This is a genomic window from Pseudonocardia sp. MH-G8, from assembly GCF_002262885.1.
In the GTDB taxonomy this organism is placed as follows: Bacteria; Actinomycetota; Actinomycetes; order Mycobacteriales; family Pseudonocardiaceae; genus Pseudonocardia.
Genome location: NZ_NKYF01000012.1, coordinates 21190 through 44351, shown reverse-complemented (window position 1 = coordinate 44351; position 23162 = coordinate 21190). Strand labels below are relative to the sequence as shown.

The window sequence follows — 23162 nt, the reverse complement described above, 5'->3', positions numbered from 1 at the left end:
GTTTCCGGCGGATCGCGGTTCGGCACGCAAGCTCCGTAGCCGGACGCACCGGCATCCTCCGTCGACTCGCGTCCCCGGTGGAGGTGAGCAGACATGAACGACCCGGACACAGCGGTGCCGGTACCGGCACCCCGCTGGTACCGCCGGCTCTACGTGTGGATCCTGGCGGCGATGGTGCTCGGCGCGGTGACCGGCCTCGTCGCCCCCGAGTTCGGGAAGTCGCTCGAGGTGCTGGGCGACACGTTCGTCAGCCTCCTCACGATGCTGCTCGGGCCGATCATCTTCTGCATGGTCGTGGCCGGGATCGCGACGGTCGCGAACCTGCGCCAGGTCGGAAAGGTCGCCCTCCGCTCGATCGTCTACTTCGAGATCGTCACGACGATCGCCCTCGTCCTCGGGCTCGTCGTGGTCAACCTCGTGCGCCCGGGCGCGGGCATGGGGGTCGACGCCGGCTCCTTGGCGGTCAGCGACGAGGTCGCCGAACGCACCGCGGCCGGGGAGTCGGTGGACTGGACCCACTACTTCACCCAGCTCGTCCCGGAGAACATCGTCGGCAGCTTCGCCGAGGGTGCGGTGCTGCAGATCCTGTTCTTCTCCGTCCTCTTCGGCGTGGCGCTGGCCGTGATCGGCGAGCCCGCCCGCCCGATCGCCCGCGGTGTGGAGCGCCTCTCGCACGTCCTGTTCACCATGGTCAGGTTCGTGACGTACGCGGCACCGGTCGGTGTGTTCGGCGCGATGGCCTACACGACCGGCAACTTCGGGGCCGCGACGATCGGCGCGCTGCTGACCCTCGTCGGCACGTTCTACGCCACCTCCCTCGTCTTCGTGCTCGTCGTGCTGGGGTCGGTGCTGCTCCTCGTCGGGCTGCACCCGCTGCGCACGTTCCGCTACTTCCGATCGGAGATCCTGCTCGCGCTCGGGTCCTCGTCCTCCGAGGTCGCGATCCCGGGGATCGTGCGCAAGCTCGAGAACGTCGGGGTGTCGAAGGGCACGGCCGGGATCAGCGTCAGCGCCGGCTACTCGTTCAACCTCGACGGGACCTGCCTCTACCTCACGCTGTCGAGCATGTTCATCGCCCAGGCGCTGGGGATCGAGCTGACCTTCGGCGAACAGCTCGTCCTGCTGCTGGTCATGCTGCTGTCGTCCAAGGGCACCGCGGGCGTCACCGGAGGGGGCTTCGTCATGCTGACGACCACGGTGTCCTCGCTCTCGCTCATCCCCGTGCAGGGGGTGATGCTGGTGTTCGGGATCGACCGGTTCATGTCCGAGTGCCGCGCGGTGGTCAACGCGCTGGGCAACGCCGTCGCCGGGCTCGTGATCTCGCGGTGGCAGGGGGAGATCACGCCCGCGCAGGTCACGGCGATCATGAGCGGTCGCCGGCCGGGCGTGCTGACCGAACCTGCCGACGAGGCGGCGGCGCCGGTGCCCGCGAGGTCCGGGACGTGAGCGGCCCGAGCCTGCAGCGGCTGAAGGTCTTCGTCGCCGTCTGCGAGACCGGTGGGTTCACGGCAGCGGGGCGGGCGCTGGACATGGCCCAGTCGACCGTGTCCACCCACGTCCGGCAGCTGGAGGCGGAGATGGGTGCGCGGCTGTTCGACCGCGAGTCGGGCTCGCTGCACCCCACACCCGCGGGTGGCACGCTGCTCGACTACGCCCGCCGCGTCCTCGACACCTACGACGAGGCCGTGGACCGGTTGCGCAGGCTGGGCCACGGGCCCGTCCGCGGCACGCTGTCCATCGGGGGCACCGCCACCGCGGGGGAAGGGGTCCTCCCCAGGCTGCTGGTGGAGTACGCCGGCCTGCACCCCCACGTCGGCCTCGACCTCAGGATCGACAACACCACCGAGACCCTCCGGCTGCTCGACGCCGGCGAGGTCGGCCTGGCCGTCGCCGCCGACGCCGGTCCCCGCCCCGGCCACGAGCACGTGCTCGTGGCCGAGGAACCCCAGGTCGTCATCGCCGCCGCCGGCCACCCGCTGGCGAGCGGCCCGGTCGTGCCCGCGGACCTGCGGGGCAGCACCGTCCTCGTGCGCGAGCACGGCTCCACCACCCGCGCCTACCAGCTCGATCTCCTCGAGCAGTGGGGGATCCCGCGGGCCCGGATCTGGACGATCAGCAGCACCACCGCCGTCGTGCAGGCGGTCGTCGCCGGCCTCGGCATCGCCTGCGTGACCAGGGTCGCCGCGGACGCCGTGCTGCGGTTGGGGCAGGTCGTGCAGCTCGACCTGCACCCGGCGCCCGCCACCCGCCCCGTCCACCTCGTCCTCAGGCACGGCCGGTCACTCAGCCGGCCCGAGGAGGAGTTCGTCACGCTGGCCAGAGGAAGGACCGCCCCATGAACACGACCACCGCGAGGACGATCACCGCCAACGACCGCGTGTACCGGGTGCCCCAGGAGCCCACGGTGGTGTTCACCGTCGACGGCGGCGACCCCGACTACTTCGACGACGCCCTCGACCGCGCGATCATGCCGCGACTGGCCGGGATGCTCGCCGCCGGCGGCGAGTACCGCCTCGGGGCCTCGGAGATGCCGAGCCTGACCAACCCGAACAACCTGTCGATCGTCACCGGGGTGTCGCCCGCCCTGCACGGCGTCCCCGGCAACTACTGCCGCCTCGAGGACGGGACGCTGGAGTTGCTGAACGACCCGAAGTTCCTGCGGGCGCCCAGCATCCACGCGGTCCTGGCCGCGCACGACGTCCCGACCCTCATGGTCACCACGAAGGAGAAGCTGCGCCGCCTGCTCGGGCACGGTGGCGTCCCGAGCATCAGCGTGGAGGAAGCAGCCGGTACCGGCCTGCCGGCGTACGGCGTCGAGGACCTCCAGGACCTCGTCGGCGTCGAGGCACCCGGCATCTACGACTGGGACGCCAGCCACTACGCGATGCGCCTCGGGCTCGCGATCTACCGCCACCACCGGGACCTGCGGCTGCTCTACGTCTCGCTCACCGACCGCGTCCAGCACGCGACGGCGCCCGGCGAGGAGCTCTCCGACCGGTTCCTCGTCGCGTTCGACACCCTGCTCGGCGAGTACCTCGACGAGGGCTTCACCGTCGGCATCACCGCCGACCACGGCATGAACGCCAAGCACGCACCCGACGGGACGCCCACCGTCCACTACCTCACCGACGTGCTGCAGGACGCGGGCGTCGAGGTCCACGACGTCGTCCTCCCCATCACCGACCCCTACGTGAGGCACCACGGCGCGCTGGGGTCCTTCGCCTGGCTCTACCTGCCCGAGTCGGCACGCGCACGGGCACGGGCGGTCCTCGCCGCCCTGCCCGGCGTCGAGGAGGTCTGGGACCGCGGCGACGCCGCCACGATCTACGAGCATCCGGTCGACCGCATCGGCGACCTCGCCGTCACCGCCGCGGCGCACGTCGCACTCGGTGCGCGCGAGCGCGACCACGACCTCTCGGGACTCCACGCAGCGCTCCGCTCCCACGGCGGGCGCCACGAGCAGCCCGTCCCGCTCATCACCAGCCGGCCGGTGTCCGGGCCGCTCGCCGCTCGTTACCGCGCCGGCGTCCTGCGCAGCCGCGACTTGCACGACCTGGTCCTCAACCACCTGCCGAACCACCCGCCGGCACCAAACGAATAGGAACACCTACCAACGCGGTGCCCCGAACATTGTCTTGTAGGCTCGCCACCGGCTGCAGCTCCCGCATATCGGCTGTCGAGGAGGCTGCGTAATCGGAAGTGGAGTGACTTGTGGCACAGCGCGTGGAAACCCGGTTCGTGGATGACCTCGACGGCACCGAAGCCGCCGAGACCGTGACCTTCACCCTCGAGGGTCGCGAGTACGAGATCGATCTGTCCGACCGGAACGCGAGCGAGCTCCGCGACTCCTTGGCCACCTACATCGCCGCCGCACGGCGGGCAGGCGGTGCGGGTCGGTCGCGCACCACCACCACCACCGCCACCCCCACCGCCGCCGCGGTCACCCCGCGAACCGACAGCGGCAGCGCCGACCGCGAATACACCGCCGCGATCCGGGAGTGGGCCCGCAAGAACGGCCACCAGGTCTCCGAGCGCGGCCGCATCTCCAACTCCGTCCGCGAGGCGTACCAGCAGCGCGACCAGCAGCCCGAGTCGGCACCCGAGCCGACGCCCGAGCCGCAGGTGGCGGAGGCGCCGAAGGCCAAGCGCGGCGCGGCGGTTCCGGCACTGGACCCGTTCCGGGTGCACCAGGACGTCGGCTGAGGCCGGTTCAGCTCAGCATCACGTCGTCCTCGGTGTTGCCGAACCACTCGTTGTCGCCCTCGTCGACCGATTCGCGTCCGCGCACCATCAAGCCGGCCTCGCTGCCGAAGACGACGTTGTCGACGAGGTCGAACGCGCCCTCGGTGTCGATGTAGATCCCGTAGCGCCCGTTGCCGCCGATGGTGTTCGCGCGCACCGTGGTCTCGGCGGCCAGGCTGACCAGCCGGACGCCGTCCTTCTCGTTGCCGCGCAACTGGTTGGACTCCACCAGGTTCTGCCTCGAGGTCTGACCGATCCCGACGGCCGAGTCGGCGTTGTCGTACACCTTGTTGGCGCGGATGATGTTGTCGTTCGACTCGTTGATGTTGATGCCGAGCGCGGCGTTGCCGAACGACTCGTTGCCCTCGATGAGGTTCCGGTCGGAGTGCAGGTACATCACGATGCCGTGGTGGTTGTTCGCGTAGACGATGTTGTCCCGGATCACGCTGTCGGTGCAGTCCTCCGCGAGGATGATCCCGTGCTTCCCGTTGTGGTGCACCACGTTCCGCTCGATCGCCATCTGGGTGGATCCGGTGTGCGGGTCCACGCCGTAGAGAACGTTGTCGTGGAACTCGTTGTCGAGCACCTGGAGCCCGGTGATCTCGTAGGAGTAGAGGCCGTAGTAGAGGTGCGACACCACGCTGTCGGTGATGCTCCCGGTCGTCCCCGCGGTGCGCCAGGACAGCCCGTACGACTCGACCTCGCCCGAGCCGAGGTAGCGGATCTCGGATGCGTCGATCGTCAGCGAGGCGCCGTCCCTGGCGAGGAGGAAGCTGCGGCCGTCGCGGTACTCCTCGTCGACGGTGCCGGCGGCGTCGTTCCACGACGTGATGCACGAACCGGCGATGTCCACGGAGCCGCCGAGCGCCCGGAGCGCCACGGCCGCGCCGTCACCGCTGGCCATCTTGAGCCAGCGCACGTCCGGGGCACTGACCCGCAGAGACGCTCCGGAGAGCACGACGAGGTCGGCGCCGAGCATCCATTCCCCCGGTTCGACCTCGCGCAGCGCCGCCGGATCCGCGATCTCCTCGCTCAGCGCCGGGATGGAGACGTTCTCCCCACCGGTGAGCATGATCGCGTTCGTGCCGGCGTCGAACCGGGCGTCGACGTCGGCGCCCTCCGTGTCGGCTGCCGGCGTCGTAGCTGCCGTTGTCGTGGCGGGCAGCGAACCCGAGCAGGGCGCGGCGATGTCGACGGCCTCGTGGGCCGGCACCTCGCGGCGTGGCAGCGGATCGGGCGTCGGCGTCCCGCACCCGCTCACGACCAGCGCCACCGCGCCGACGACGGCCGTCACCGGGAGCAGGCGGCTCCGCACGCGACGCGGAACCGTGGAGTGGAATTTCGGTGAATGCATGGAAGGTGCGAACCCCGGTTTCTCGCAGAATCACGACACGACGGACGCTCGTGGTCATTCCCGAACTGCTTCCCACGCCGTCCGCCGACCAGCACCCTAACGACGGCCGATCCCGCCGAGGGGACGCCTGCGAACACCGGCACTCGATACCGACATCCACCGCCTGACCAGGCAGGACGGGGGATTCGGACGCCCCCGGGAGAGGCAGTTCGCAGCTCCCGGCAGCCGGTCTCGCAAACCTGACGATCAGCTGACGAAAGGCGCCACCCGAACGTGGGGCCGACGCTCAGTGGTCGGCCTCCGGGAGTTCCACCACGAAGCGTGCTCCGCCCGCGGGGCGGTCCTCGATCCAGACCGCGCCGCGATGGTGACGGACGTGCTGCGCGACCAGGGCGAGCCCGAGCCCGCTCCCCCCGCCCGGGCCCCGCTGCCCCGCCTGGACGCCGCGGGCGAAGCGCTCGAACACCCGCTCCCGCAACTCCTCGGGCACACCCGGTCCGGCGTCGTCGACCTCGAGGCGAGCACGACCGTCGCGCCGGCGCACCGCCACCCGTACCGCCCCTCCGGCGTACCGGTCGGCGTTGTCGAGCAGGTTGGCGACGATCCGGTCGAGCCTGCGGCGGTCGCCCTGCACCAGTAGCGGCCGGTCCTCGATCTCGACCACCGGGGGCGCCTGCGCCCGCACGTCGAGAACGTTGCGCAGCAGCTCGCCCAGGTTCACGACCTCACCGGACGGGTCGTCGGAGTCCTGGTCGTCACGCGAGATCTCGAGCAGGTCCACGACCATCCGCTCGAACCGGTCCACCTCCGACAGCAGCAGGTCCAGTGCCCGGCCCGCCGTCCCGGCGAGCTCGCTGCGACGGCGCCGCAGCACGGCGGCCGCGTTCGCCATCGTCGTGAGCGGGGAGCGCAGCTCGTGGCTCACGTCGCCGGCGAACCGCGCATCCCGCAGCACCCGCGCCTCCAGCGCCTCCGCGGTGTCGTTGAACGCCGACGCCAGCGCCGCGAGGTCCCGGTCGGTGTGTTCCGGGAGCCTGGTCCGCAGGTCGCCGCTCGCCATCCGGGACGCGGCGCCCGTGAGCTCGGTCAGGGGACGCAACGCCCGCTTGCTCGCCCACGCGCCGAGCGCGAACCCCAGCAGTCCACCCCCCGCGACCCCGCAGACGAGGACGATGCCGAGGAACCGCAGCGTCCGCTCCAGCTCCACCAGCGGGAAGAGCTCCACGAAGACGTCGGGCCCGCTGCCTGCCGGGAGGGCCACGGCGATCACCGGGATGTGCTCCACGGTGAGGCGCCGGGTGTCCGGCACCCCGCTGCGCGCGAGCGCCAGCAGGGGGTCGGGCAGGGACGCGGGGTCGACCCGCCGACCGCTGGTGATCCACCCCTGCGGCCTGGAGAGGAACACGGTGGAATCGGAGTCGGAGGTCAGGCCGGTGAGCAGTTCGTCGAGCCCTTCCGCGCCGGACCGCAGCGAGTCGTCGACGAGGCGGATGTTGACCTCGGCCTGGCGCACCGCGCTCATCTCGCGCTGCCCCAGCATGTAGCCCGCGGCCAGGTTCCAGGTCGCCGCGGCGAGCACGCCGGTGAGCAGGAGCCACGCCAGGCCGAAGGCCGTACCTATCCGCCAGCGCAGCGTGAGCCGCATGATCGGCACGCGGGGCTCAGCCGGCCTTGTAACCGCGCCCGCGCACGGTGAGCACGCGCTCCGGGTCGTCGGGATCATGCTCGATCTTGCGGCGCAACCGCCGGATGTGGACGTCGAGGAGCCGGGTGTCGCCGAAGTAGTCGTAACCCCACACCCGCTTGAGCAGCTCCTCCCGGCTGACGACGCGGCCTGCCGCGGCGGCGAGCTCGGCGAGCAGCCGGAACTCGGTGCGGGTGAGGTGGACCTCCTCGCCGGCCCGGCGCACCACGTCCTCGTCAGGGAGGATCTCGACGTCGCCGATGCGCAACGAGAACCGTGGTTCCCCGGTGCTGTGGCGCCTGCGCAGGAGCGCCCGGATGCGCGCCGAGAGCTCGCTCGCCACCAGGGGCTTCGTGACGTAGTCGTCCGCGCCCGCCTCGAGCCCGTCGATCACATCGGCCGAGTCCGTCCTCGCCGAGACGATGATGATCGGGAGGTCACCGCGGGCGCGCAGGGTTCGGCACACCTCGAGGCCGTCCACCCCCGGCAGCATGAGGTCGAGCAGGACGACGTCCACCGTGGTGGTGTCGAGGAGCGCCAGCGCCTGCTCCCCGGACGCCGCCTCCACCACGTCGCAGCCCTCGTCCGCGAGCGCGAGCCCGAGGGCCTGGCGGATCCGCTCGTCGTCCTCCACCAGCAGCAGCCGAGCCTGCACGCATCCTCCTCGCCCCGCGGGTCGTCAGTGGGCACCCGCACGCTGCCGCAGCCGGTACCCGGCCAGGTGGTGGAGCAACTCGTCGAGCGATCCGGGCGGGACCTGGCCGCGCAACTCCGCCTCCGCAGCCGCGACCTCGGCCTCCACGATGACACACGGGAGGACGCCGTCGAACTCGGCGGCCAGCCTGCGGGCGACCGCGTCCCGGCGCCCGGCACCTGGCAGTACCTGCATCGCTCCTCCGATCGCCGTGTCCCACTGAAGATCCTGGCCGATCCCGCGCCCGCCGGGGGGCTCCGGCCGGTCAGCCGCACGTTCCGCAAGCCGATCGTCAGGTGGGCGCTCCCCCGTGAACTCACCCACGTCTGCGCGACCGCCGGAACACCTACCGTTAGTCTGGGTACCGAGATCGCTGTGCCCCGGGTGGTGCCGCCTGTGCCGCATCCAGCCTCGACCCGGCTGTCGACACAGCACGTTCACCCCGGAAGGTGAGACATGCGCTCGCGCGCTGCACGCTGCCGTCCTCGTGCCCGGACCGAGCCCACCCCGGCCGGTGCCCGGTGACACTCGCACTGCCCAGCACTCCCGCGCTCTACCCCGCCGTACCCGCACCGTCGCGGCGCACGCTGCTCGACGTGCTCGCCGAGACCGCCGCGAAGCACCCCAACGAGGCCGCGGTCGACGCCGGCGGCACGGTGCTCAGCTACCGCAGGCTCGCCGAGGAGATCGACGTGGTCCGGCGGCGCCTCGCCGACGCCGGTGTCGGGGTCGGTGACCGCGTCGGTGTCCGGATCTCCTCCGGCACCGCCGAGCTGTACGTCGCGATCCTGGGCATCCTCGCCGCGGGCGCCGCGTACGTCCCCGTCGACGCGGACGATCCCGACGAACGGGCCGAGCAGGTGTTCGGCGAGGCCGGGGTGTGCGTCGTCCTCGGCGACAACGGGTCGATGGCGACGCACGCGGCCCCGATCGGCACGCCGGGCACCCCCGGCCCCGGAGACGACGCGTGGATCATCTTCACCTCCGGTTCGACGGGCACCCCGAAGGGTGTCGCGGTCAGCCACGGCTCCGCCGCGGCGTTCGTCGACGCCGAGGCCCGCCTGTTCCTCGCCGACGAACCGATCGGCCCCGGTGACCGCGTGCTGGCCGGGTTGTCGGTCGCGTTCGACGCTTCGTGCGAGGAGATGTGGCTCGCGTGGCGGTACGGCGCCTGCCTGGTCCCGGCGCCCCGGGCGCTGGTGCGCACGGGGGTCGACCTCGGGCCGTGGCTCCAGGTGCAGCGGATCACAATCGTCTCCACCGTCCCGACGCTCGCCGCGCTCTGGCCCCCGGAGGCGCTGGAGGACGTGCGCCTGCTGATCTTCGGCGGGGAGGCGTGCCCGCCCGAGCTGGCCGAGCGGGTGGCCGTCGAGGGTCGCGAGGTGTGGAACACCTACGGGCCCACCGAGGCCACCGTCGTCGCGTGCGCCGCACAGCTCACCGGCGACGGACCGGTGCGGATCGGGCTGCCGCTCGACGGCTGGGCTCTCGCCGTGGTCGACGGTGCGGGAGAGCCGGTCGCGATGGGAGAGAGCGGCGAGCTGGTGATCGGCGGGGTCGGGCTCGCCCGCTACCTCGACACCGAGAAGGACGCCGCGAAGTTCGCGCCGCTGCCCTCGCTGGGCTGGGAGCGCGCCTACCGCAGCGGCGACGTCGTCCGCGCCGACGAGGCCGGCCTGGTGTTCCTCGGGCGTGGCGACGAGCAGGTCAAGCTCGGCGGGCGGCGCATCGAGCTGGGCGAGGTCGACGCCGCGCTGCTCACGCTGCCCGGCGTCCGCGGCGCGGCGGCGGCCGTGCGCCGCACCCGGGCCGGCAACCAGGTGCTGGTGGGGTACGTGGTGCCCGACGGCGAGCTGGACACCGACGCCGCGGCGCTCGCCCTGCGCGAGCGGCTCCCCGCCGCGCTCGTGCCGCTGCTCGCGGTGCTCGACGACCTGCCGACGCGCACGTCGGGCAAGGTCGACCGGAACGCGCTGCCGTGGCCGCTCCCGGCGGCGAGCGGGGCCGACCCGGTCGCCGCCGGCCTGCTGACCCCCACCGAGGGCTGGTTGGCGCAGGGCTGGTCGGAGATCCTCGGCGTGGCGGTGGCCGACCCGAAGGCCGACTTCTTCACCCACGGCGGCGGCAGCCTCACCGCGGCGCAGCTGGTGGCACGCATCCGTACCCGGCACCCCCAGGTGTCGGTCAACGACCTGTACCTGCACCCGAAACTGGGGTCCCTCGCGGCCCGGCTGGACGCGCTGAGCGCGACCAGCACCACGCGGCGCCACGTCGCTCCGATCCCGCGGCGGGCGGCACTCGCGCAGGCGCTGCTCATGGTGCCGATGCTGGCGCTGGTCGGGTTGCGCTGGGCGAGCATCGCCGCCGCGCTCTCGACGGTCGCCGCCATCGCGGTTCCCTGGGCGCCCACCGTCCCGTGGTGGTCGCTCGCAGTGGCCTGGCTCGTGCTGTTCAGCCCGGCCGGGCGGATCGGGATCGCCGCGGGTGGCGCCCGGCTGCTGCTGCGCGGTGTGCGTGCCGGCAGCCACCCGCGCGGTGGCTCGGTGCACGTGCGGCTGTGGGCGGCCACCCGCCTCGCCGAGCTGTCCGGCGCCACCGGCGTCTCCGGCGCGTCGTGGACCAGCCGCTACGCACGCGCACTCGGGGCGAAGATCGGCAAGGACGTGGACCTGCACTCCGCCCCTCCCGTGACGGGAATGCTGAAGTTGGGGCGCGGCGCAGCCGTGGAGCCGGAGGTGGACCTCGGCGGCTACTGGGTCGACGGTGACGTCGTGCACATCGGCAAGATCCGCATCGGCGCCGACGCCACCATCGGCTCCCGCAGCACCCTGCTTCCGGGCGCGCGGATCGGCAAGGGCGCCGAGATCGCCGCAGGGTCGACCGTGAGCGGCGCCGTGCCCGCGGGCCAGCGCTGGGCGGGCTCGCCCGCGGGGCGCACCGGCAAGAGCGACGTGCGCTGGCCGTCGACCCGCCCGGCGCACTCGCGCTCGTGGGCGCTGGCCTACGGCGTGACGTCGATGGCGCTCGGGCTCGTTCCCGCCGCGGCGGCGCTGCCGGCCCTCGCCATCCTCGCGGCCGGGGTCGTCGGCGCGGCGTCCCCCGCCGAGGCGACGACCGGGGCGCTGCTCGTGGTGGCCCCCGCGACGGTGGCGTACCTGCTGACGTACGCGGCGCTCGTCGTGGCCGGGGTGCGCCTGCTCGGCATCAACATGGCCGAGGGTTTCCACCCGGTGCACAGCCGCGCCGGCTGGCAGGTCTGGAGCACCGAGCGCCTGATGGGCATGGCCCGCACGGGCCTGTTCCCGCTGTACTCCAGCCGGTTCACCGCCGCGTGGCTGCGGCTGCTCGGCGCGGAGGTCGGCCGCGACGTGGAGGCGTCGACGGTGATCGCGCTGCCGAAGATGACCACGGTGGCGGACGGCGCGTTCCTCGCCGACGACACCATGGTCGGCACCTACGAGCTCTCCGGCGGCTGGATGCACGTGGCGCCCTCGCGCGTCGGCAAGCAGGCGTTCCTGGGCAACTCCGGGATGACTGCTCCGGGCCGGTCGGTACCCAACCGCGGGCTCGTCGGCGTGCTCTCGGCGACACCGCGCAAGGCGAAGAAGGGCTCGTCCTGGCTCGGCCTGCCGCCGATGCCGCTGCGCCGGGCGGTCGAGCAGGGCGACACCAGCCGCACGTTCCACCCGCCGCGCCGGCTCAAGATCGCGCGTGGGCTGATCGAGCTGTGCCGGGTGGTGCCGGTGATGTGCTCCGCGGCCCTCGCCGTGCTCGTCGTCGGGCAGTTGGTGGCGATCCACGCCACCAGCGGGTTCCTGGTGGCCGCGGTGCTCGCGGGCCCGCTGCTGCTCGGTGCCGGCATCACGGCCGCCGGCGTGACCACGGCGGCGAAGTGGCTGCTCGTGGGCCGGTTCCGACCGGTGGAGCACCCGCTGTGGAGCTCGTTCGTGTGGCGCAACGAGCTGGCCGACACGTTCGTCGAGGTGCTGGCCGTGCCGTGGCTGGTCGGGCCGGCGAGCGGCACCCCGGTGCTCACGGCGTGGCTGGAGACGATGGGCGCTCGCATCGGGCGCGGCGTGTGGCTGGAGACCTACTGGCTGCCCGAGTCCGACCTCGTGCACCTGGGCGACGGCGCCACCGTCAACCGGGGCTGCGTCGTGCAGACCCACCTGTTCCATGATCGGATCATGAGCATGGACGAGGTGCGCATCGACGCGGGCGCGACGCTCGGGCCCAACGGGATCATCCTCCCGGGCGCGGGCATCGGCGTGGGGACGACCGTCGGACCGGGCTCGCTGGTCACGCGCGGCGACACCGTCCCGGCCGCGACCCGCTGGCTGGGCAACCCGATCACCTCGTGGGGCTGAGCAAGCCGACGGCCGGCGCAGCCCGGTCGGACGATCCGTACCTGCCCACCCACGGCAACGGCGGGTACCGGGTCGCGCACTACGAGTTGGACATCGACTACAAGGTCGCGGCCAACCGGCTCACCGGGCGGGCGGTGCTCACCGCCGTGGCCGACGCGCCGCTCTCCCGGTTCAGCCTCGACCTCGAGGCGTTCCGCGTGCCGCGGGTGCTCGTCGACGGCGAGGCGGCGAAGTTCCGCCACCGCGCAGGCAAGCTGCACATCACGCCGGACCGCCCCGTCGCGGGCCGGTTCACCGTCGAGGTGCGCTACGTCGGCAACCCCGCACCGGTCGCCAGCCGATGGGGCGACGTCGGCTGGGACGAGCTGACCGACGGCGCGCTCGTCGCGAGCCAGCCCGTGGGCGCGCCGTCCTGGTTCCCGTGCAACGACCACCCCTCGGACAAGGCCACCTACCGCATCACCGTGACCACCGCCGCGCCGTACACGGTGGCGGCCACCGGTGTGCTCTCCGCGCGGCGCCGCTCGGCGGGCACGCGGACGTGGGTGTACGAGCGGGCGGAGCCCACCCCGTCGTACCTGGTCAGCGTGCAGATCGGCCGCTACGAGGAGGTCGTGCTCGCCGAGGGCCCGGTGCCCCAGGTGGCGGTGATCCCGGCCCGGCTGCGCCGCAACGCCGCACGCGACCTCGGCCGGCACCCCGCCATCATGACCGCGCTGGAGGGCTTCTTCGGCCCCTACCCGTTCGCCGACTACCAGCTCGTCGTCACCGACGACGAGCTCGATGACCCGATCGAGGCCCAGGGCATGTCGATCTTCGGATCGAACCACCTCGACGGGCGGCGCACCCACGAGCGGCTCGTGGTGCACGAGCTGGCGCACCAGTGGTTCGGCAACAGCCTCACGATCGCCGACTGGCGCCACATCTGGCTCAACGAGGGCTTCGCGACGTACGCGGAGTGGCTCTGGTCGGAGTCCTCCGGCGGCCGCGCCGCCGCGGCGCACGCCCGGGAGTGGCACGCGCGGGTGGCTGCGCAGCCGGCCGACCTCGTCCTGGCCGACCCCGGCCCGGCGCGGATGTTCGACGAGCGGATCTACAAGCGGGGCGCGCTGGTGCTGCACGCGCTGCGCGGCCGGATCGGCGACGAGCCCTTCTTCGCGCTGCTGCGGGAGTGGACGGCGCGGCACCGGCACGCGACGGTGACCACCGCGCAGTTCGTCGAGCTCGCCGGGCGGCACGCCGGCACGGACCTCTCGGCGTTCTTCACCGCGTGGCTGGATCGTCGTGCGCTCCCCGGGCTCGGGAGCTGAGGACCTCCGAGCCGGCGGGGTCGAGCCCCAACGGGGCCACGGCGGTGACGTGGCGCAGTGCCTCGAGTCCGGCGGCGATGGTGGGCCTGCCCTGCGAGCCCGCGCGGACGGCGGTGATCACGTGCCGGATCGGCACCGGCGGCGTGCTGATCGCGATGCGTCGCGTGTCGTGCCTGGCGGGGAGGTCGGCCAGGCGGGGGACCATGGCCACGCCGAACCCGCGGGCCACCAGCGCGGCGCCGGTGTCCCACTCGTCGGCGTAGTGGGCGATGTCGGGGGCGAAGCCTGCGCTCGCACACGCGAGGGTGACGAGCTGGTGGTAGGCGCGCCCGGGATCGCTGCAGATCCACGGGTCGGCCGCGAGGTCGCTCAGGGCGACCTCGGCGGCGCCGACCAGGGGATGATCGGGCCCCACGAGCACGTCCAGGGGCTCGTCGTACAGGGCGTGCTGGTCGAAGGCGGCGTCGGTCACGGGTGGGATGTCCGGTGTCGCGACCACCACCGCGATGTCGGTGTCGTCGGAGGCGAGCAGGTCGAACGCGCGCGCGGGCTCGACCTCCCGCAGGTGCACGCGCAGCGCCGGGTGCCCGCGGCGCAGGTGGTCCAGCGCCCGGGGCACCACCGCCGCGGCGGCGCTGGAGAAGCCGCAGAAGCGCAGCGTCCCGCCCACGTCGCCGGCGCGGTGGACGTCGAGATCGGCCTGGGCGCGCTCCCACGCCGCGGTGAGGATCTCGGAGTGGGCGAGCAGGGTGCGCGCGGCGGGGGTGAGCCGCACCCCGCGGCCGGCGGGTTCGAGCAGGGCGACGTCGAGCTCGCGGGCCAGGGCCTGGACCTGGTGCGAGACCGCGGACGGGGTCAGCCGACACACCTGCGCGGCGGCGGTCACGGTTCCGTGCCGCGCGATCGCCTGGAGCACGCGGAGCCGCCGATCAATCATGTACGGAACGTACAAGATCCTGGGTTCGATTCTTCGATGGACGCGGAAGGTCGGTGGCGCTGACACTCCCGTCATGACGGGTCATCGCGCGATCGTCGTCGGCCTCGGCGGGCTGGGCTCCGCGGCGCTGCACCGCCTCGCCACGGAGCTCGGCCCCGGGGTCCTCGGGATCGAGCAGTTCGAGCTCGGCCACCACCGCGGCGCCTCCCAGGACCACTCCCGGATCATCCGGCTCGCGCAGCACCAGGCGCACTACGCCGCGCTTGCCGCACCGGCCTACGCGGCATGGCACGAGGTCGAGGCCGAGTCCGGCCAGCAGATCGTCACCCGCACGGGCGGGCTCGTCATCGAGGACCGGGTCGCCCGGCGGGGCACCGCCACGGGCACCCGCAACATCGAGGGCTACACCGAGGTGTTCGACCGCTTCGGCGTGGACTACGAGCTCCTCGACGCCGACGAGCTCGTCGGGCGGTGGCCGCAGTTCCGGGTCGGCGGCGGCGAACAGGCGCTCTACCAGGCCGAATCGGGCATCGTCGACGCCGCACGTGCCAACGCGGTGCACATCGCGCTGGCCCGGGCCCACGGCGCCGAGGTACGGCCGCACACCCGCGTCCACGCGGTGCGCCCCGACGGCGAGGGCGTCGCCGTCGTCACCGACGAGGGCACCCTGCGGGCCGACCGCGTCGTCGTGGCCGCCGACGCCTGGACCAACCAGTTGCTCGCCGAGACGGGGGTGGCGCTGCCCCTGACGGTGCTGCAGGAGCAGGTCACCTACTACGCCACGCCGCACCTCGCGGAGTTCTCCCCCGCCCGGTTCCCGGTGTTCATGTGGCACGGCAGCCACAACTTCTACGGTTTCCCGGTCTACGGCGAGGTCGCCACCAAACTCGGCCAGCACATGGGCGGGCCCGAGACCACGGCCGACACCCGCGGTTTCGAACCCGACCCGGTGCGCCGCGAGCGCTACGCCGAGTTCGTCGAGCGGCACATCCCCCGCTTCGGCGGGCCCGAGCTGTACTCGAAGACCTGCCTGTACACCGTGCCCCCGGACCAGGACTTCGTGCTCGACACCCTGCCCGAGCACCCCCAGATCGCCGTCGCGATCGGCGCGGGGCACGCGTTCAAGTTCGCCGCGCTCATCGGCGGCCTGCTCGCCGACCTCGCGCTCGAGCGCGCACCGTCGCACCCGATCGACGCCTTCTCGATCACGCGCCCGGCGTTGACCGACCCGTCGTTCCCGCGCAGCTTCCACGTCTGAACCCGAAGGGAGACCACCGCGATGACGATCGACGCGACGGCGGCCCGGGCCGTCGACCCCCATGCCGCGCTGCCGGCGCGCCCGGTCGACCCGGCGCGGTTCACCGACGAGGCCACCTACCGCCACACCCGGCTCCCGGTGGAGCTGGCGTCCACGCTGATCCCCGACGCCTACTGCGCGCCGGAGTTCTTCGCCCTCGAGCAGGAGCGGGTCTTCACCACCGGGTGGGTCGCGGTCGGGCTCGCCGCCGACGTCGACCGCCCGGGCGCGTGCGTGGTCGTCGAGGTCGCGGGCCGGTCGATCATCGTCACCCGCAACCGCGGGGGCAGGCTGCGGGCGTTCCACAACGTCTGCCGCCACCGCGCCACCAAGCTGCTCTCCCCGGGCGCACGCGAGGTCGGCCACCGCGGCCGCATCCGCTGCCCGTACCACAGCTGGACCTACGACACCGACGGATCCTGCTTGGGCACCCCGCTGTTCGAGGGCTCCGACGTCCCCGCAGGCCAGGAACCCGTCTTCGACACCTCGGTGGCCAAGGGCTTCGACCGCGCCGACTACGGCCTGCTCCCGGTCGCCGTCGACACCTGGGGCTTCTTCCTGTTCGTGAACCTCGCCGCCGATCCCGCCCCGCTGGCCACCCAGCTCGGCGACCTCCCCCGCCGCTTCACCGACCACCGGCTCGAGGAGTGGGTGCCGCAGCGCCGCCGCACCTACGACGTGGCCGCGAACTACAAGCTCGTCGGCGAGAACTTCATGGAGTACTACCACCTGCCCTGGGTGCACCCGGAGCTGAACAAGGTCTCCAAGTTCTCCGACCACTACCGCTGGCAGGGCCCCGGCATGTACACGGGCATGAGCACCACTCCGGTGTCGCGCAACACCGACGCCGGTGGCTGGGACGGGCTGCGGCCGTTGAGCTCGCTCGGTGCGCAGGACGCCGAGAGCGGCCGGTTCGTCTGGCTCTTCCCCAGCACGGCGCTGGTCGTGCTGCCCAACCACGCCTTCGTGCTGCTCAACCAGCCGGTGAGCGCGAACCGCACGGTCGAGACCGCGGTCCTGCTCTGCCACCCGGAATCGCTCGACGACCCCACGGCGCAGGACGGCCTCGCCCAGCTCGAGCAGTTCTGGGACCTCGTCAACCGCCAGGACCTCGAGATCGTCGAACGCGTCCAGGAGGGCATCGAGAACCCGGCCTACCGGGGCGGACGCATGTGCTTCCGGTTCGAGGAGCCGCTGCACCGCTTCCAGAACATGGTCATCGACAAGATGCTCGGCATCGACCGGATCCCCGCGGGCGACGAGGAGACCATGACCCGCATGTTCCCGGACCCGTGACGCCCCACGGGTGCTGAGCTAGTCGAGTGGGGGCAGGGGCGTGACGTCGAGCTCGTCGCCCACGACTTCGGCGCGCAGCTGGTTGACCAGCCGCAGCGCCTCGACCGCGGTGTCGCGCGCCGCCGACGCCACGCTCAGCGTCAGCGCGTGTGCGAGCACCAGCCCGCCGGTGATCTCGCTGGCCGCCGTCGTGGTCGACTGCGGGGTGGCGAGCACGGCGTGCACCTGCGGCGCCAGGGCCATCCCGAGGCTCTCCGTCACGAGCACGACCTGGGCGCCGACCGCACGGGCGTGTCGGACGATCACGGAGATCTCCCGGAACTGCCGGATCGGGGCGAACACCACCACCGCGTCGTCCGCGCGCAGAGCCAGTAGATCGTCGGCCAACCGGAATCCCGTCAGACCGCTCCCGCGGGCGGGAACACCGATCCGCTTGAGCGACAGGCACAGGTAGTCGGCGAGGGAGGCGGCCGGACCGATGCCGAAGGTCATCACGGAGGGAGCCGCCGCGAGTGCGCCGACGGCGCGCTGCCACGCCTCCGGGTCGAGGCTGCGGCGCAGTTGGGCCAGCAGACCGATCGTGTCGTCGAGCACCCGCAGCACCTGGTCGGATCCGGCGGCGACGCGGGCAAGCCGGTCGTCCATCGTGGCGGCCAGGTCCCGCTGCCGCGCGAGCACCTCGATCATGCTCCGCTTCAGATCGCGGAAGCCCTGGTAGCCCAGCGCCTTCGCGGCACGCACGACGGTCGCGTCGCTGGTGCCCGTCCGCGCCCCCAGCTCGATCGCCGAGCACGAGACCACGACCTCCGGGTGGTCGGCCATGAACTCCGCGACCGTGCGCTCGCTCGTCGACAGCGTGTACCCGAGCGCGGCGACGCGTTCGTGCAGCGGCGCGACCCGCGACGCGTTACCTGAAGTTTTCACTACAGCATTGACCCCTTCTTGTCGTGTTCCCTACATTGCTCGCATCTCAGGTTCGTACACGGAGGTGCACATGCCCGATCCGGGCTCCGAGCGACGCCGTCCGCTCGACGCGGACGTCGCGGTGGTCGGTGTCGGGGCCATGGGGAGCATGGCGCTCTGGCACCTGGCGAGCGAGGGCCTGCGCGTCATCGGCCTGGAACAGCACGAGCCCCTCGGCCACGAGCGCGGGGCCGCGGGCGGCCGGACCCGCATATTCCGCGTCGCCTACAAGGAGGGTGCCTGGTACGTACCCCTGCTGCAGCGCGCGTCGTCGATGTGGGAGCAGCTCTCCGAGACGACAGGCACTCGGCTGCTGCTGCGCAGCGGGGCGCTGACCATCGGCGCGCCCGAGCACCCCGACGTCGCCGAGGTGCTGCGCAGCGCCCGTGAGTTCGACCTGCCGCACGAGGTCCTCGACCACGACCAGCTCGCCGCCCGCCACCCCCAGCACCGCCTGCACGCCGACGACACCGGTGTGATCGACCCGCAAGGCGGGTTGCTCTTCCCCAGCACGGCGATCCGAGCGGCGGCCGGCCTCGCCCGCGATCTCGGCGCGACCGTGCGCACCGGCGTGCGCTGCACCGCGATCGAGGAAGCCGGGGACCAGGTGCGTGTGCACACCAGCGACGGCGTGGTCCGCGCCGGTCGGGTGCTCGTGTGCGGCGGACCGTGGACGGCAGACCTGGTGCCCGGTGTCCACGGCCGCTACGAGGTGCGCCGGGTCGTCCTGCACTGGTTCCGCGCCACGGAGCCCGCCGCGTTCGCGCCGGAGCGCTTCCCCGTCGGCCTCCGGCGCAGCGGCCCCGAAGCGGACCTGTCCTTCTTCCCACCCGCGGGTGACGGTCTCGTCAAGGTGAACCTGCACGTCCCCAAGGAGACCGTGCCCGAGCTGTCCGCGTTCGACGCGACGGTCCCGGCGGCCTACTCGCGGCGCATCGAGGCGGCCGTCGGAGAGCTGTTCACCGGGCTCGAACCGCGGGCCGCCGACGCCCGCGCGTTCGTCGAGGGCTACACGCCCGACGGTCACGGGCTCATCGGCGCACCGCCGGGCCTGCGCCGCATCGTCACCATGAGCGGATTCTCCGGACACGGTTTCAAGCTCTCCCCCGTCCTCGCCTCGCTGGCCGTCGACCAGCTGCTCGAACGGGGCGGCCCTGCGCTGCCCAGCCGGCTCGCCCTCGCCAGAGCCGCCTCCGGGCCGGCGCACACCCAAACCGGAAGGACAGCATGATCCGCATCGGAGTCGACGTCGGGGGCACCTTCACCGACGTCACCGCGCTGGACACGCAGACCGGCGGGTTCCACGTCGTCAAGCTGCCCTCCACCGGGCAGGACCAGTCGATCGCCGTCGCGGAGGGCATCCTGGCGGTGCTCGACGACGCCGGGCGCGCGCCGGCCGACGTCAGCTACCTCGGGCACGGCACGACGGTCGCCACCAACGCGCTGCTCGAGCTGAAGGGTGCGCCCACGGCGCTGCTGGTGACCGCGGGGGTGCCGGACGTCCTGGAGATCGCCCGGCAGCGCAGGCCACACCTCTACGACCTGTTCGCCGACAAGCCCCCGGTGCTCGTCCCCCGCGACCGCACGTTCCGCGTCGCGGAGCGGCTCGGGTCGGCGGGCGACGTCGTGCAGGAACTGACCGAAGCGGAGGTCGATCGGGCCGTCGACGCGCTCGAGGGTTCCGCCGCCGAGTCGGTGGCCATCTGTTTCCTGCACAGCTACCGAGACCCGGTGCACGAGCGCCGCCTCGAGGAGGCGCTCGCCCGGCGGCGGCCGGATCTGTTCGTCTCCCGCTCCAGCCGCGTGGCGCCGGAGTTCCGCGAGTACGAACGCTTCTCCACCGCCGTGATCAACGCGTTCATCGGCCCGGTCGTCGCCCGTTACATCCGCAGGCTCGGCGAGCGGGTGAACGCGGCCGGGTTGCCCGTCGGGCCACGGGTGATCCAGTCCAACGGCGGTCTCGCCTCGACCGACACCGTGGCCGAACGGCCGGTGACCACCCTGCTGTCGGGGCCGAGCGCCGGCGTCGTCGGTGCCTGCTACCTCGCGGGCCTCGCCGGCATCGACGACCTCATCACCTTCGACATGGGCGGCACCTCCACCGACGTGTGCCTCATCCGCGGCGGGCAACCGCTGCCGGCGAACGAGCGTGGGCTCGGCGGCTACCCGATCCGGGTGCCGTCGATGGACGTGCACACCATCGGAGCCGGTGGCGGCAGCATCGCCTCCGTCGACGCCGCCGGAGGACTGCGGGTCGGCCCGGAGAGCGCCGGCGCACGGCCCGGCCCCGCCGCCTACGGCCACGGTGGCACCCTCCCCACCACCACGGACGCCAACGTCGTGCGCGGGCGGCAGAACCCGCAGAGCGCGCTCGGCGGCACCATGCCCATCGACCTGGTCGCCGCCGAGCGGGCGGTGCGCGGCGTCGGCGACGGGCTCGGCACGACGGTGCTCGATGCTGCGCGCGGGATCGGCCGGCTGGCGAACTCGCACATGGCCCGCGCGGTGCGCAAGGTCTCGGTCGAGGGCGGGGAGGACCCGCGGGAGTACGTGCTCATGGCCTACGGCGGCGCCGGTCCGCTGCACGCGGCCGAGGTCGCCGCCGAGGTCGGCATGACCCGGCTCCTCGTCCCGCCGCGACCGGGCACGTTGTGCGCGCTCGGCCTGCTGGTGAGCGACGTGCGCAGCGAGTTCACCCGGTCCTTCCTGCGCCGGGCCGAAGCGGACGCGCTGCCCGACCTCAACGCGGCCATCGCCGAACTGGTCGCCGAGGGCAGCGCGTGGCTCGCCGACGAGGCCCGCATCGCCCAGAGACACGAGGTGACGGTGCTGGCCGACGCCCGGTACCCGCGGCAGAACTTCGAGCTGCGGATCGACCTGCCTTCCTCGGGCCTCGACCCGGCGGCACTCGCGTCCGTCGTCGCCGACTTCCACGCCCAGCACGAGAAGGCCTACGGGTTCGCGCACCCGGACTCCCCCGTCCAGCTGGTCAACCTCCGGGCCGTCGCACACGGCCACGTCGGCAAGCCGGAGTTGCCCCGCCTGTCGACGGGGAGCGGCCGGCCCGGCACGGACGCGCTGCTGGGCACACGCGAGGTCGACTTCGGCGCCGAACACGGCGCGCTGCCCACCCCGGTGCTGGACCGCGCCGGGCTGCTGTGCGGCGACGTGATCGTCGGGCCCGCCGTCGTCGAGCAGCTCGACTCGACCACCCTGGTCCCACCGGGCTGGTCGGCGACCGTGGACGGTTTCGGAAACCTGTTGATCGAGGTGGTGAGCCAGTGACCGGGGTGCAGGTCGACCAGGTGAGCATGCAGGTGATCGGCAACGCGATGTTGTCGGTGGCCGAGGAGATGGGCGCGGTGCTGCGCCGCGCCAGCTACTCCACCAACATCAAGGAACGCGTCGACTGCTCGACGGCCCTGTTCGACGCCCACGGCCGGCTCATCGCGCAGGCCGAGCACATCCCCATCCACATGGGCTCGATGAAGGGCATGGTGCGCGCCCTGCTGGACCGCCACGGCCCCGAAAACCTGCGCGCGGGCGACGTCTACATCACCAACGACCCCTACACGGGCGGCGGCACCCACCTGCCCGACATCACGATGGCCGCACCCGTGTTCCACGAGGGCCGACTGGTCGGGTTCAGCGCGAACATCGCCCACCACTCCGACGTGGGCGGGCACGTGCCGGGCAGCAATTCCGGGGACTCCACCAGCATCTTCCAGGAGGGCCTGCGCATCCCGATGGTGCGCTTCATGATCGACGGCGCCGTCAACGAGGAGGCGCTGGCGTTCGTCACGCTCAACTCGCGGCTGCCCGAGGAGCGCCGCGGGGACCTCCTCGCGCAGCTCGCCGCCGTGCACATCGGGGGGACGCGGTTCGCCGAACTGCACGCCAAGCACAGCAGCGCGGTGCTCGAGGCCGCGTCGGAGCAGCTGCTCGAGTACGCGCGCCGACGCCTCGAGGTCGCCGTCGCCGCCATTCCCGACGGCACCTACTCCGCCGCCGACTGGCTGGACAGCGATTCTCCCGACCAGGAGCCGATCCGCATCGTCGCCGCCGTCACGATCGCGGGCGACCAGGTCTCGATCTCCTTCGACGGCACCGGCCGCCAGGCCGACGTCGCGATCAACGTCGTGCGGTCGGCGCTGGAGGCCACGGTCTACTACGCCCTCAAGGCCGCGCTCGATCCCGACATCCCCGCGAACGGCGGCTTCTTCGACGCCGTGCGCATCGACGCGCCGCTGGGCAGCATCGTCAACCCGCGGCCACCGGCCGCCGTCGCCGCCCGCACCGACGCCTGCCAGCGGGTGGCCGACGTGCTGCTCGCCGCGCTGGCCCAGGCCGTACCCGGCCGGGTTCCCGCCGGCTCGCACAGCTCCATCACCTACGTGACGTTCGCCGGGCCCGACGAGGACTTCTTCGTCTACCCCGAGGTGATCGCGGGTGGCGCGGGCGCCCGGTCGGACCGGGACGGGCTCGACGCCGTTCAGGTGCACGTCACCAACTCGTCGAACCTGCCGATCGAGGCGCTCGAACTGGAGTACCCGCTGCGCGTGGACACCTACGAGCTGATCACCGACTCCGGTGGGGCGGGGACCCACCGCGGCGGGCTGGGAGTCCGCCGCGACATCCGGGTCCTGTCCGGGCGTGCGGACTTCTCGGCCCACGCCGATCGGCAGACGTTCCCGCCGTTGGGCCTGCACGGTGGTGGGGACGGCAGCACTGGACGGTTCGTCATCCGCCCTGGAACCGACGGCGAACGGGTCCTGCCCGGCGGCCGGGTATCGGGGATCGCACTCGAGCGCGACGACGTCGTGCGCATCGAGAGCCCCGGCTCCGGCGGCTACGGCGACCCGCTCGAGCGCGCCGCCGAGCTCGTCGCGACCGACGTCGTCCAAGGCAGGGTCAGCGTCCGCGCCGCCGGCGAGCACTACGGCGTGGTGCTCGCCGAGGACGGATCGCCCGACACGGCCGCCACCGAGCGGGCACGCGACCGGCTCCGGGCGGGGTGA

The 23162-nt window shown here is 72.8% G+C and carries 16 protein-coding genes and 1 pseudogene; 11 read left to right on the top strand and 6 right to left on the bottom strand.

The genetic code is table 11. The features are described 5' to 3' along the window. Positions 1-93 precede the first annotated feature (93 nt). From CFP66_RS24990 to CFP66_RS24975, 4 genes and pseudogenes are all read left to right on the top strand, one after another. Positions 94-1446: a cation:dicarboxylate symporter family transporter gene (locus tag CFP66_RS24990; RefSeq protein WP_094927602.1), complete on the top strand. Its 1353-nt coding sequence runs from the start codon at positions 94-96 to the stop codon at positions 1444-1446. Further along, positions 1443-2339 (top strand): LysR family transcriptional regulator, encoded by an 897-nt coding sequence (locus CFP66_RS24985; protein ID WP_158228205.1) that lies wholly within the window; start codon positions 1443-1445, stop codon positions 2337-2339. The genes CFP66_RS24990 and CFP66_RS24985 overlap by 4 nt, the downstream gene beginning before the upstream one ends. Further along, positions 2336-3601 (top strand): alkaline phosphatase family protein, encoded by a 1266-nt coding sequence (locus CFP66_RS24980; protein ID WP_094927600.1) that lies wholly within the window; start codon positions 2336-2338, stop codon positions 3599-3601. The genes CFP66_RS24985 and CFP66_RS24980 overlap by 4 nt, the downstream gene beginning before the upstream one ends. 110 nt (positions 3602-3711) lie before the next feature. Then, a pseudogene (locus CFP66_RS24975) lies at positions 3712-4080 on the top strand (Lsr2 family protein); the annotation flags it as partial. A 130-nt stretch (positions 4081-4210) separates the two neighbouring features. Here CFP66_RS24975 and CFP66_RS24970 read toward each other — a convergent pair. The 4 genes from CFP66_RS24970 to CFP66_RS24955 form a co-directional block, all read right to left on the bottom strand. Beyond that, complete coding sequence (locus CFP66_RS24970; RefSeq protein WP_143517375.1) at positions 4211-5557, bottom strand: right-handed parallel beta-helix repeat-containing protein; 1347 nt, start codon at positions 5555-5557, stop codon at positions 4211-4213. Positions 5558-5882: 325 nt separating this feature from the next. Continuing rightward, positions 5883-7241, bottom strand: coding sequence for a HAMP domain-containing sensor histidine kinase (locus tag CFP66_RS24965; RefSeq protein WP_233159717.1), 1359 nt, complete (start codon positions 7239-7241; stop codon positions 5883-5885). Between the two features lie 16 nt (positions 7242-7257). Continuing rightward, complete coding sequence (locus tag CFP66_RS24960) at positions 7258-7935, bottom strand: response regulator transcription factor (RefSeq protein WP_094927596.1); 678 nt, start codon at positions 7933-7935, stop codon at positions 7258-7260. Between the two features lie 24 nt (positions 7936-7959). Next, on the bottom strand, positions 7960-8169 hold the full coding sequence (locus tag CFP66_RS24955) for a hypothetical protein (RefSeq protein WP_094927595.1): 210 nt from the start codon (positions 8167-8169) through the stop codon (positions 7960-7962). A 326-nt stretch (positions 8170-8495) separates the two neighbouring features. Here CFP66_RS24955 and CFP66_RS24950 point away from each other — a divergent pair, with 326 nt between their 5' ends. After that, positions 8496-12341 carry a Pls/PosA family non-ribosomal peptide synthetase gene (locus CFP66_RS24950; RefSeq protein WP_233159697.1) on the top strand — a complete coding sequence of 1282 codons (3846 nt, stop codon included), beginning with the start codon at positions 8496-8498 and terminating at the stop codon, positions 12339-12341. Then, positions 12332-13651, top strand: coding sequence for a M1 family metallopeptidase (locus tag CFP66_RS24945; protein ID WP_094927594.1), 1320 nt, complete (start codon positions 12332-12334; stop codon positions 13649-13651). Before CFP66_RS24950 ends, CFP66_RS24945 begins: the two co-directional genes overlap by 10 nt. On the opposite strand, the gene CFP66_RS24940 is transcribed toward CFP66_RS24945, so the two are convergent. Next, entirely contained in the window at positions 13605-14588 is a 984-nt protein-coding gene (locus tag CFP66_RS24940) for a LysR family transcriptional regulator (protein ID WP_094927593.1), read from the bottom strand. The genes CFP66_RS24945 and CFP66_RS24940 overlap by 47 nt on opposite strands. A 73-nt stretch (positions 14589-14661) precedes the next feature. On the opposite strand from CFP66_RS24940, the gene solA (CFP66_RS24935) reads away from it, so the two are divergent. After that, positions 14662-15846, top strand: coding sequence for an N-methyl-L-tryptophan oxidase (gene solA / locus CFP66_RS24935; protein WP_094927592.1), 1185 nt, complete (start codon positions 14662-14664; stop codon positions 15844-15846). Between the two features lie 21 nt (positions 15847-15867). Continuing rightward, a complete protein-coding gene (locus CFP66_RS24930) occupies positions 15868-17181 on the top strand; it encodes an aromatic ring-hydroxylating dioxygenase subunit alpha (RefSeq protein WP_094927591.1) in 1314 nt (437 codons plus the stop codon). An 18-nt stretch (positions 17182-17199) separates the two neighbouring features. On the opposite strand, the gene CFP66_RS24925 is transcribed toward CFP66_RS24930, so the two are convergent. Beyond that, entirely contained in the window at positions 17200-18105 is a 906-nt protein-coding gene (locus CFP66_RS24925) for a MurR/RpiR family transcriptional regulator (RefSeq protein ID WP_094927590.1), read from the bottom strand. A gap of 70 nt (positions 18106-18175) precedes the next feature. Between CFP66_RS24925 and solA (CFP66_RS24920) the strand changes: the two genes are divergently transcribed. From solA (CFP66_RS24920) to CFP66_RS24910, 3 genes are read left to right on the top strand one after another with little or no spacing between them, the layout of a single operon-like run. Further along, positions 18176-19375, top strand: coding sequence for an N-methyl-L-tryptophan oxidase (gene solA, locus CFP66_RS24920; RefSeq protein WP_094927589.1), 1200 nt, complete (start codon positions 18176-18178; stop codon positions 19373-19375). Beyond that, entirely contained in the window at positions 19372-21429 is a 2058-nt protein-coding gene (locus tag CFP66_RS24915; protein ID WP_094927588.1) for a hydantoinase/oxoprolinase family protein, read from the top strand. Before solA (CFP66_RS24920) ends, CFP66_RS24915 begins: the two co-directional genes overlap by 4 nt. Next, positions 21426-23162: a hydantoinase B/oxoprolinase family protein gene (locus tag CFP66_RS24910; protein ID WP_233159696.1), complete on the top strand. Its 1737-nt coding sequence runs from the start codon at positions 21426-21428 to the stop codon at positions 23160-23162. The genes CFP66_RS24915 and CFP66_RS24910 overlap by 4 nt, the downstream gene beginning before the upstream one ends.

Coding starts and splice junctions, on each gene's coding strand:
- CFP66_RS24990 (WP_094927602.1), top strand. CDS start 94: ATGAACGACCCGGACACAGCGGTGCCGGTACCGGCACCCCGCTGGTAC.
- CFP66_RS24980 (WP_094927600.1), top strand. CDS start 2,336: ATGAACACGACCACCGCGAGGACGATCACCGCCAACGACCGCGTGTAC.
- CFP66_RS24965 (WP_233159717.1), bottom strand. CDS start 7,241: ATGCGGCTCACGCTGCGCTGGCGGATAGGTACGGCCTTCGGCCTGGCG.
- CFP66_RS24955 (WP_094927595.1), bottom strand. CDS start 8,169: ATGCAGGTACTGCCAGGTGCCGGGCGCCGGGACGCGGTCGCCCGCAGG.
- CFP66_RS24940 (WP_094927593.1), bottom strand. CDS start 14,588: ATGATTGATCGGCGGCTCCGCGTGCTCCAGGCGATCGCGCGGCACGGA.
- solA (WP_094927592.1), top strand. CDS start 14,662: ATGACGGGTCATCGCGCGATCGTCGTCGGCCTCGGCGGGCTGGGCTCC.
- CFP66_RS24930 (WP_094927591.1), top strand. CDS start 15,868: ATGACGATCGACGCGACGGCGGCCCGGGCCGTCGACCCCCATGCCGCG.
- solA (WP_094927589.1), top strand. CDS start 18,176: ATGCCCGATCCGGGCTCCGAGCGACGCCGTCCGCTCGACGCGGACGTC.
- CFP66_RS24915 (WP_094927588.1), top strand. CDS start 19,372: ATGATCCGCATCGGAGTCGACGTCGGGGGCACCTTCACCGACGTCACC.